This is a genomic window from Thalassospira sp. UBA1131 (assembly GCF_002311515.1).
Taxonomy (GTDB): domain Bacteria; phylum Pseudomonadota; class Alphaproteobacteria; order Rhodospirillales; family Thalassospiraceae; genus Thalassospira.
The window spans coordinates 20,681-30,973 of sequence record NZ_DCAO01000070.1 but is presented as its reverse complement, the minus strand read 5'-3'; the positions used below and the strand labels follow the sequence as shown (position 1 = coordinate 30,973).

General features: G+C 55.0%; 12 protein-coding genes. All 12 read right to left on the bottom strand.

What is annotated here, in order from left to right; translation table 11 throughout:
• The coding region (locus tag B3Z49_RS11295; protein ID WP_296990892.1) for a M16 family metallopeptidase at positions 1-503 on the bottom strand (503 nt) is incomplete at its 3' end.
• A gap of 47 nt (positions 504-550) precedes the next feature.
• The gene (thrC, locus tag B3Z49_RS11290; protein WP_296990890.1) at positions 551-1,948 is read right to left on the bottom strand and encodes a threonine synthase; all 1,398 of its coding nucleotides are present in this window, start codon (positions 1,946-1,948) and stop codon (positions 551-553) included.
• Between the two features lie 186 nt (positions 1,949-2,134).
• Entirely contained in the window at positions 2,135-2,554 is a 420-nt protein-coding gene (locus tag B3Z49_RS11285) for a cyclic nucleotide-binding domain-containing protein (RefSeq protein ID WP_008889204.1), read from the bottom strand.
• A gap of 115 nt (positions 2,555-2,669) precedes the next feature.
• Positions 2,670-4,157 (bottom strand): carboxypeptidase M32, encoded by a 1,488-nt coding sequence (locus tag B3Z49_RS11280; protein WP_296990887.1) that lies wholly within the window; start codon positions 4,155-4,157, stop codon positions 2,670-2,672.
• A 65-nt stretch (positions 4,158-4,222) separates the two neighbouring features.
• Entirely contained in the window at positions 4,223-4,954 is a 732-nt protein-coding gene (locus B3Z49_RS11275; protein ID WP_296990886.1) for an SURF1 family protein, read from the bottom strand.
• A 6-nt stretch (positions 4,955-4,960) separates the two neighbouring features.
• Positions 4,961-5,326 (bottom strand): DUF983 domain-containing protein, encoded by a 366-nt coding sequence (locus B3Z49_RS11270; protein WP_064780024.1) that lies wholly within the window; start codon positions 5,324-5,326, stop codon positions 4,961-4,963.
• A 26-nt stretch (positions 5,327-5,352) separates the two neighbouring features.
• Positions 5,353-6,153 carry a cytochrome c oxidase subunit 3 gene (locus B3Z49_RS11265; RefSeq protein WP_008889200.1) on the bottom strand — a complete coding sequence of 267 codons (801 nt, stop codon included), beginning with the start codon at positions 6,151-6,153 and terminating at the stop codon, positions 5,353-5,355.
• Between the two features lie 85 nt (positions 6,154-6,238).
• The gene (locus tag B3Z49_RS11260) at positions 6,239-6,829 is read right to left on the bottom strand and encodes a cytochrome c oxidase assembly protein (RefSeq protein ID WP_296990882.1); all 591 of its coding nucleotides are present in this window, start codon (positions 6,827-6,829) and stop codon (positions 6,239-6,241) included.
• Between the two features lie 6 nt (positions 6,830-6,835).
• Positions 6,836-6,976, bottom strand: a complete 141-nt coding sequence (locus B3Z49_RS11255; protein WP_157097699.1) for a hypothetical protein — start codon at positions 6,974-6,976, stop codon at positions 6,836-6,838.
• Positions 6,973-7,899 (bottom strand): heme o synthase, encoded by a 927-nt coding sequence (cyoE, locus tag B3Z49_RS11250; protein WP_197146034.1) that lies wholly within the window; start codon positions 7,897-7,899, stop codon positions 6,973-6,975. The genes B3Z49_RS11255 and cyoE overlap by 4 nt, the downstream gene beginning before the upstream one ends.
• A gap of 79 nt (positions 7,900-7,978) precedes the next feature.
• Positions 7,979-9,562: a cytochrome c oxidase subunit I gene (gene ctaD / locus B3Z49_RS11245; protein ID WP_296990875.1), complete on the bottom strand. Its 1,584-nt coding sequence runs from the start codon at positions 9,560-9,562 to the stop codon at positions 7,979-7,981.
• A gap of 11 nt (positions 9,563-9,573) precedes the next feature.
• A partial coding sequence (gene coxB, locus B3Z49_RS11240) for a cytochrome c oxidase subunit II (protein ID WP_296990873.1) occupies positions 9,574-10,293 on the bottom strand: 720 nt, incomplete at its 5' end.

Genomic DNA, 10,293 nt, shown 5'->3' with positions numbered 1-10,293 from the left:
CTGAGCGACGATACATTTTCCGGACTACCCAGGATCGAACGTCCCAGTGCCTGATTTGGCAGGGCGGTTTCCTGGAAATAGTCGAAAATGATGTCGTCAGGCGTGTCATTGGCCTGACCGATTTCCTGCAAGATCACCTGGCGTTCGCGTTCAAGTTCCTTCGCATCCAGTGTGGAATGCTGAAGGATGTCGGCAATCACATCAATCGCCAGTTCCTGATCTTCATGCAGGACCTTGCAATAATAGGCCGTGTTCTCGCGCGAGGTATAGGCATTCATCTGCCCGCCAACTGCTTCGATTTCTTCGGAAATCTGAAGCGCGGAACGACGACGCGTACCCTTGAACGCCATATGTTCAAGCATATGGGAAATGCCGTTAATGTCAGGCGTCTCGTTACGCGCCCCGACATCAACCCACGTGCCCAAGGCAACCGACTGCACATGATCAAGGCGGTCAGTCGCGACAATCATTCCATTGTCAAGCTGGGTGAGCTCGACTGTCATATAGCATTACTCCTGTTTCGCATTCTTTTCCCAACCATGGCTGGTCTTCAGGCTGCACGCCGGTTCTTACGAACATGCGCCATCAAGGCCGCCACATCGTTGGACATTGGTTCGACCTTTTCAGGTCGGTCATATAGATCAGAAAGACGCGGCGGCAAGTCCGGGTAGATGCCCGACGCCTGCTTGACTGCATCCGGGAATTTCGCCGGATGTGCCGTTGCCAGTGCCACCATCGGTACCGATTTGTCCCGATTGCACTGACGGCCTGACACGATGCCGATCACCGAATGCGGATCAACCAGTTCGCCACTGGTCGCCAAGACATCCTTGATTGCCGCCTTGGTTTCTTCGTCATCCAGTCGATAGCCATCGAAATGTTCACGTGCACGGCCAAACTGGCCTTGCGACATTTCCATAACACCGGTTTCACGGAACTTGGTCAGCATCTCGGCAATCGCAAGCCCATCACGATCATAAAGTTCAAACATCAGGCGCTCAAAATTCGAGCTGACCTGAATATCCATCGACGGGCTAAGCGACGGCTCAACGCCTTCCATCTTCATGGTCCCGGTTTCAAAGAAGCGGGCCAGAATGTCATTACGGTTGGCACCAACCACGAACTGCTTGATCGGAAGGCCCATCTGCATGGCGGCATAACCGGCATAAACATTGCCAAAGTTGCCCGACGGCACCGAGAACGAAATTTCGCGTTCCGGCGATCCAAGCTGCACACCCGCCCAGAAGTAATAGGCAATCTGGCACATGATGCGCGCCCAGTTGATCGAATTCACCGCCGACAGGCCAACCTCATCGCGGAAGCCATGATCATTAAACAGCGCCTTGACCAGATCCTGGCAATCATCAAACGATCCTTCGACCGCAACGTTGTGCACATTGTCCGACAGGATGGTCGTCATCTGACGACGCTGAACTTCCGAAACGCGCCCCTTGGGATGCAGGATGAAGATGTCGATATTTTCGCGATCCCGGCACGCCTCAATCGCGGCAGACCCGGTATCACCCGACGTCGCCCCCACAATCGTGATCCGCTCACCGCGTTTGGCCAGAACATGGTCAAACAGTCGGCCAACCACCTGAAGCGCATAGTCCTTGAACGCCAGCGTCGGACCATGGAACAGCTCCATCACCCAGTCGTTCGGGCCAAGCTGCTTAAGCGGCGCGACCGCTTCGTGGTCAAAGCCGCGATAGGTATCTTCGAGAATGGTCTTAAGGGCGTCGTCATCAACAGTGCCGGCAACAAATGGCTGGATGACTTTAAAGGCCACTTCGGCATAAGTCAGAGTTCGCAGCGCACGAATGTCATCCTTGGAAAAGGTCGGCCAGGTTTCGGGAACATAAAGCCCCCCGTCACGGGCCAGACCGGCAAGAAGAACTTCATCGAACTGCAAAACGGGGGCGCTTCCCCGCGTGCTGACATAGCGCACTAGACCTGCTCCTGCATAAGGCGAATATCGGTTGCGTGCATTTGGGCGCAAATCGCCGCCAAACAACACGCCAAAGCCTGATTTAGTGAGGGTTTGAGCAGATATAGTCAAGGGACAATCCAGCAAGCCTGCCGTGCTTTACGCATTATCGCGCAGGCCACGGCCCCACCCCGCATTCAGCCCGCCCTAACCGTCAAGCGGGATGCCATGTTCCTTGAGCTTCGACTCAGCCAATGCCGCCCGGCGTACAACCGTGCGATAGTTGCCCAAAAGGATTCGCAACACGGCTTTAATAAACCGGTCCGACCCCGACATTTTCTTTTCAAACGTCTGACGGCTAATCGCGATCAAAACGGTACGTTCTTTGGCCCGGGCAGAGGCCATGCGCGGCTGATTATCGACAAGTGCAAGTTCACCAAAAAGACCACCGGCCTCGATCGAGCCGAGAATAACCTCTTTGCCTTCGCCCAGCGTTTTGAAGATTTCGACTTGGCCTTCCTGCACGACATAGGCAGCGTTTCCAGGCTTTCCTTCCCGGAAAATAACCTGATCGATGGCAAAGACCTGCCGGTCCATCACCTTCTTGTTGCCGTCGGTTATGCCCATGTGTTTGCAGAGCCCATGAAAGGTTTGGGAACTTCTTGTCCCGAGGACCGATGGCAGCGTGTATCACCGATCAATAAATCAATGCTAGCAGATTGCCGGGCCCATTCAATTGAATTTACTGACCGTACCTATTCTCAAGATGGGCCCTGAAGGCATCCACGCCAAGGGGCTTTCCGGTCGCGGCCTCAAGGATGGCATCGGTGGATTTGCTTGAGGCCTGACTGTGAATGTTTGTGCGAAGCCAGCCCATCAACGGGGCGAAATCACCACGCGACAACGCGTTGGGTATTTCAGGGTTGGATTCCTTGGCTGCGGCAAAGATTTGCGCTGCGGCCATCGCCCCTAACGTATAGGTCGGGAAGTATCCCCACGCGCCCGATGGCCAGTGGATATCCTGCATGCAGCCATTACGGTCATCTTCGGGGACAATGCCCAGAAGTTTTTGCATCAACTCGTTCCAGGCGCCCGGCAGATCGGCAAGCTTCATATCGCCTTCGATCAACGCGCGCTCCAAGCGATAGCGCAAGATCACATGTGCGGGATAGGTCACCTCGTCGGCATCAACACGGATCAGGCCCGGCTCAACACGGGTATAAAGGTGATGCAGGTTTGCGGCCCCCCACGCGGCGTTGTCGCCGCCAAAGGCAGCCTTGAATACCGGTCCGGCATAGGTCAGGAATTCTTCCGACCGGCAGGCCTGCATTTCCACCAGAAGCGACTGGCTTTCATGCATGGTCATACCGCGCGCCTTGCCCACCGGCTGGTTCTGCCAATCGGCGGGCAATCCGCGTTCATACATCGCATGGCCGGTTTCGTGCAGAACCCCCATGATGGCCGAGGTAAAATCATTCTCGTCATAGCGCGTGGTCAAACGCACATCTTCCGGAATGCCGCCACAGAACGGATGATGGGAAATATCCAGCCGCCCATGATCAAAATCGAAACCAACCGCCTTCATCAGATCAAGGCCAATCCGGTTTTGGGTTTCAATCGCGAACGGACCGGTTGGTTTAACCGGCTTGTCTTCGGATTTCTGACGTTCGATCACATCGGCGGTGAAATCGGGCAGGAAGCTTTCCAGCTCGGCAAACAGGCTATCAATCCGATCAGAGCGCATCATCGGATCATATTGATCCAACAGCGCATCATATACCGAGGTGCCCAATGCCTCTGCCTTGGCTTTGCCAGCTTCAATCGACAGATCAAGCACTTCCTGCAAGTGCGGCAGAAGCCCTTTGAAATCGTTGTCGGCGCGTGCCTTGCGCCATGCCACTTCACAGCGGGTTTCCGCCCGTGACATCTTTTCCACCAGATCGGCTGGCACCGCCGTGCCATGAACCCATGCGCGCTTCATCTCCGCCAGATTAGCCTGCTGCCAGTCATCAAGCTGCTCGCTTTCCGCACTGCTGATCAGATCACCCAGATCCGGCGCATTGATCAGCTCATTTTCCAGAACACTCAATGTTGCAAGCTGTTCAGAACGGGCATCTGCACCGCCGTCCGGCATGATCACAGCCATATCCCAGTGCAACATCCCGCCAATACCGGACAGGACACTCATACGGTGAAAACGGGCTTCGAGCTTTTTATACGCTTCGGTCATGGGAACTCCTGCGCGGGCAGTCCGGCTGCTTTCCGCAAAATATCAGTCAACTGGTGGCGACAAGATCAGGCTTGCGCGTCTTTTTCGTCATCGCTGGTTGGGCGACGGTGATAAAGGACAAAAATCACGATCAGGGTAAGTGCCAGGCTATACCAGGTGATGGCATATTCCAGATGGTTGTTGGGCAACTCAACCTTGGCCTGCCCGCCAATCGGCAATCCGCCCGGGATCGGCGTATCATCGAGTTCGAGATAATACGGGCTGGCAAGGTCCGCACCGGTATCTTCGGCCATGTGATTGACATCGACATAGAACCACTGATTACGGATCGCGTCGTTTTCCGGCTGCGCCCAGTGCTTTTCGCTTGGCAGGCGCAACACACCCGATACCCGCACCGGACCCTCGATCAGGCTTTCGGGGCGGGTTTCAGGTTCGCGGTAATCTTGCGGCACCCAGCCACGATTGACCAGAATGATGCGGCCATCTTCCTGTTCAAGCGGTGTGATCAACTGAAAACCGACATTACCGCGCCGTGTGCGCGCCATCAGGTATTTTTCCTGATCGTTCAGGTAACGACCTTCGGCATATGCCGCGCGAAATGCCATATCGGGATCAAGCACGGTATCGGTCGGCACGGCAATTGGCGGCATTTGTGCCTGCGCCTGGCGCATTTCGATCAGGTCTTTTTTCCAGAACAGTCTGTCAACCTGCCAGGAACCAAGCCCCAAAAGAATGATCAGAGACAGTCCGGCGGAAATTTTCATCGCCAGACTGGGACGCGTTTTAAGAAGTGGCATGAAGGGTCAGTCCTGTTCGGATGTCGATCGGTGGCGGTATTGCAGCGCCACCATGATGCCTTTAAGCGGCCTTAGCAAGACCAGCGTCAAACCAATGATCACCGGTCCCCACACAACCGCGTGCAGCCAGAGTGGAGGCATATAGGTCATTTCGACCCACAGCGCCATCGGCACCACCAGAAATCCGAGAATAAAGATGATGAAAACAGCCGGACCATCACCGGAGTCATGGCCGCGCAAATCCAGCCCGCAAACCTCGCAGGTTTCACGCACTGTCAAATAGCCCGAAAACAACTTTCCCCCACCGCAGCGGGGGCATTTGCATGCCAACCCGGTACGAATGGGGGAAAGGTTTGGATAATAATCATCCATGATCTTTTATGTCACCTGACGACGGCTTATTCGCCACCCCAGATGTAAACAGCAAAGAACAGGAACAGCCAGACAACGTCAACGAAGTGCCAGTACCAGGCTGCTGCTTCGAGACCAAAGTGATGGTCCTGTTTGAAGCCATCTTTCATCGCGCGCACAAGGCACACCGCCAGGAACACCGTTCCGACAAACACGTGGAAACCATGGAAACCGGTCGCCATGTAGAAGGTCGAGGAATAGATGTTGTCAGAGAAGCCAAATGCCGCGTGGCTATATTCATATGCCTGCAGGAACAGGAAGATGACGCCAAGACCAACGGTCAGTGCCAGACCCTGAACAAGGTCCTTTTTCTTGCCTTCCAGGATGCCATGATGCGCCCAGGTCAGGGTGCAACCCGACAGCAGCAGGATCAGGGTGTTCAGGAACGGCAGATCCCACGGATCAAGCACTTCAACACCTGCGGGCGGCCATTCAGTCACACCGGGGCTGAAGATCACAAACGCGTTGTGGAAGAATGCCCAGAAGAAGGCGACAAAGAACATCACCTCGGATGCGATGAACAGCGACATCCCGTAACGCAGGCCGATCTGAACGACCTTGTTATGATAGATGTGTGATTCGCTGATCACGTTGCTCCACCAACGGAACATCACAAACAGAATGCCTGCAATGCCGATCGCCGCCAGCCAGAAGTCAGCCGGCGCACGGTCCGAATGCATGAACATGACCATACCACCGGTAAAAAGACCAGCGGACGCCGCAGCCACCAGCGGCCACGGGCTCGGGTCTACCAGGTGGAACGGATGCTTTTGTGCATGATCACTCATTCCTTGCCCCCCTCAATCCTTACAAAAGAAACTCTAAGTTCGCTTTGTTAACCAAAGACCGTCCAGTCCACGAAACCGTGTTCTGTCAGCCTCCCTGATCTTCGTTCCCGTCATTTGCTTCCACCGATGCCTCGGATTTGAAGAAAGTGTATGACAGGGTAATCGTCTTCACGTCTTGGGTATTGATGTCTTCGGCAATTGCCGGATCGACATAGAAACTGACCGGCATGTCAACGCGCTCGCCCGGTTGAAGGGTTTGCTCGTCAAAACAGAAACACGCGATCTTGCTGAAATACTGCCCGGCTTTGAGCGGCGTCACATTATAGACAGCCTGACCGGTGATCGGCTTGACCGACATGTTTTCGGCCACGTAATGGGCCAGATTATCTTCGCCCAGACGCACCGTAATTTCACGCTGTTCGGGTTTGAACTGCCACGGCAGGCCGGAATTCACATCGGCATTGAACCGAACCTTGATGGTCTTTTCCGAGACTTCAACGCCGGTGTCTTTACCCACCTGCGGCGTCCCGCCAAAGCCGGTGACCTGACAGAACAGCTCATAAAGCGGTACAGATGCATAGGACAGACCGATCATGCCGCCAACGACGACAACACAGCTCAGCAAAACGCGCTTGTTGCGTGCCTTGATACTATCTGTGTGTTTCTGATCAGCCATGGTTTCCTAGCTCATCTTCAAAATCGTGATCGCAAAGAACAGGACGATCAGGCTGGTCAGGATAACCAGAAAGGCCCAGTTCTTCTTTTTGCGCTTGGCATAGAACGCGTCGAGTTCCGCCTTGTTCATTTTGGGTTCCTCACTCATGCGATCAACCCGCCAAGCCAGACGTCTGCAACCATCGCCCCGAACAGGACAAACAGATACAGGATCGAATAGCCAAACATCTTGTGCGGGGCGCGTTCCTCGGCATTGCGCAGAACACGAACCGCATGACGCAGGAACCAAAGCCCGGTCAGGCCCGCAGTCACCGCGTAAAAGACACCAAGCAATCCGGTCGCAACCGGCACAAGCGTCACCGGCAACAGCAGGATGGTATAAACCAGCATCTGCTTTTTGGTTGCGGCTTCTCCGGCAACAACCGGCATCATCGGCACGCCGACCTTGGCGTAATCGCCACAACGGAACAGTGCCAGCGCCCAGAAATGCGGCGGTGTCCACATAAAGATAATCATGAACAGCGCGATTGAATTGATATCAATCCCGCCGGTCACCGACGCCCAGCCGATCATCGGGGGAAAGGCCCCGGCGGCGCCGCCAATGACGATATTCTGTGGTGTGCTGCGCTTAAGCCACATGGTGTAAACGAACACGTAAAACGCGATCGACACCGCAAGCAAAGCCGCAGCCGCAAAATTGATGGCAACCGCCATGACGGTTACCGAAACGATCGACAGGGCAATGCCAAGTGACAGGGCCTCGTCTGCGGGCACCCGCCCGGCCGGGATCGGTCGGTTCTGGGTACGTTTCATGTGGATATCGATATCACGATCGTACCACATGTTAATCGATGCAGCCGCACCACTGGCAACGGCAATACAGGCGATTGCGACGAGTCCAAGGAACGGATGAATGGAGCCCGGGGCAATCAACAGACCAACAGCACCGGTGAAAACCACAAGGGTCATCACGCCCGGCTTAAGCAATGCGATATAGTCGCGCACATCGGAAACCGGCAGCGATACTGCGTTTTCGAGTGCGATGGTCTGGTTGGCAGCCTGCTTGGTCATTGAACTCTGGTCTTCTCGTTTGGGGCGGTAGGATGCCCCCCGCAAACCGGGGCCTGCGGGGGACTTAAACCAGGATCACTTACTTGATACGTGGCAGTTCGTCAAAGGTATGGAACGGCGGCGGAGAGCTGACGGTCCATTCCAGTGTATCTGCACCTTCCCCGTACGGGTTTGCTTCGGCCTTCTTGCCACGGATGAAGGCATGCGCCACCACACCAAGGAAGAAGATCGTCGCCGCAAACGAGATATAGGCACCATAAGACGAAACCATGTTCCATCCGGCAAACGCATCCGGGTAGTCGGCATAACGACGCGGCATACCGGCCAGCCCAAGGAAGTGCTGCGGGAAGAAGGTCAGGTTGACGCCGATGAAGAACAGCCAGAAATGGAGCTTCGCACCGAGATCGGAAATCTCGTAGCCCGTCATTTTGCTGAACCAGTAATAGAAACCGGCAAAGATCGAGAAGACGGCACCAAGCGACAGCACATAGTGGAAGTGCGCCACAACGAAATAAGTGTCATGCAGCGGCAGATCCATGCCCGAGTTCGCCAGAATCACACCTGTCACACCGCCCACAGTAAACAGGAAGATGAAACCGATTGCCCAAAGCATCGGAGCCCGCAAGGTGATCGAGCCCCCCCACATGGTCGCGATCCACGAAAAGATCTTAACCCCGGTCGGCACCGCAATCACCATCGTCGCTGCGGTAAAGTATGCACGGGTATCAACATCCAAGCCCACCGTGTACATATGGTGCGCCCACACGATGAAGCCGACAACACCGATTGCCACCATCGCATAGGCCATCCCGAGATAACCGAAGATCGGCTTGCGCGAGAAGGTCGAGATGATGTGGCTGATGATGCCAAAGCCCGGCAGGATCATGATGTACACTTCTGGATGACCAAAGAACCAGAACAGGTGCTGATACAGGATCGGGTCACCGCCACCGGCCGGATTAAAGAAATCCGTACCAAAGTTACGGTCGGTCAGAAGCATGGTGATCGCGCCACCAAGTACCGGCACCGCCAGCAGCAGCAAGAATGCCGTCACCAGCATTGCCCAAGCAAAAAGCGGCATCTTGTGCAGGGTCATGCCCGGCGCACGCATGTTAAAGATGGTGGTAATGAAGTTCACCGCACCAAGGATCGAGCTGGCACCGGCAAGGTGAAGGGCAAAGATCGCCATATCCACCGAGGCATCCGGATGGCCAAGCACACTTGAAAGTGGCGGATAAACCGTCCAGCCGGTGCCGGCACCACTGCCGACAACAGCCGACAGCATCAGCAGGATAAAGGCCGGAACAATCAGCCAGAACGAAATGTTGTTCAAACGCGGGAACGCCATATCCGGCGCGCCAATCATGATCGGAACAAACCAGTTGCCAAAGCCGCCAATCATCGCGGGCATGACAACAAAGAACACCATGATCATGCCGTGTGCGGTCACAAGCACGTTAAAGAATTGCGGGTCATCAATGACCTGGGTTCCCGGTTGTGCCAGTTCCATACGGAACCAGACCGAAAACGCACCACCGATCAAACCGGCAAGCACTGAGAAGATTAGATAAAGAGTCCCGATATCCTTGTGGTTGGTCGACAGGAACCAACGGGTAAAGAAGCCGGGGGTATGATCGTGATCGTGTGTATCAGCGTGAGCCATCAATCTCTCCCTCACTCTGCCGATGCCACTGATACCGCAGACGGCAGATCAGCAGATGCGAATTCTTCTTGGGCCTCGGCTACCCAGGCCTCGTATTCTTCCATGGTAACAGCTTTGACTGCGATCGGCATATAGGCGTGGTTCACGCCGCACAGCTCAGAGCACTGACCATAGAATGTCGTTCCGGCATACTCGCCTGGAATGCGGGTCCAGGTTTCGTTCAGTCGGCCAGGAACGGCATCAAGCTTGATGAACAGCGACGGCATGGCCCAGTTATGGATCACGTCATCAGACGTCATGATCAGGCGAATGTTCTGGTCCACCGGCAGGACAACGGGATTGTCCACATCCAGAAGTCGGTTCATGCCCTCGGAAACGGCGGTTTCCTCATCGATCATCAGGGAATCAAACGTGAAGTTCCCATGATCGGGATACTCATAGGTCCAGTACCACTGCTTGCCGATGATCTTGAGCGTCATATCGGCATCCTCAACGCGGTCTGCGAAATACAGCAGGCGGAATGAGGGGATCGCAATAACAAGGAGGATCAGCACCGGCACAACCGTCCAGACCACTTCAAGAAGGGTGTGGTGGGTTGTTTTCGACGGCACCGGGTTGCGTTTCGCGCTGAAGCGGAAAAGCACATAGAGCAACAAAGCCAACACGATCACGGTAATGATCGTCATCAACCATGTAAGCAAATTAAAGAATTTCTGGCCTTCAACAGCCAC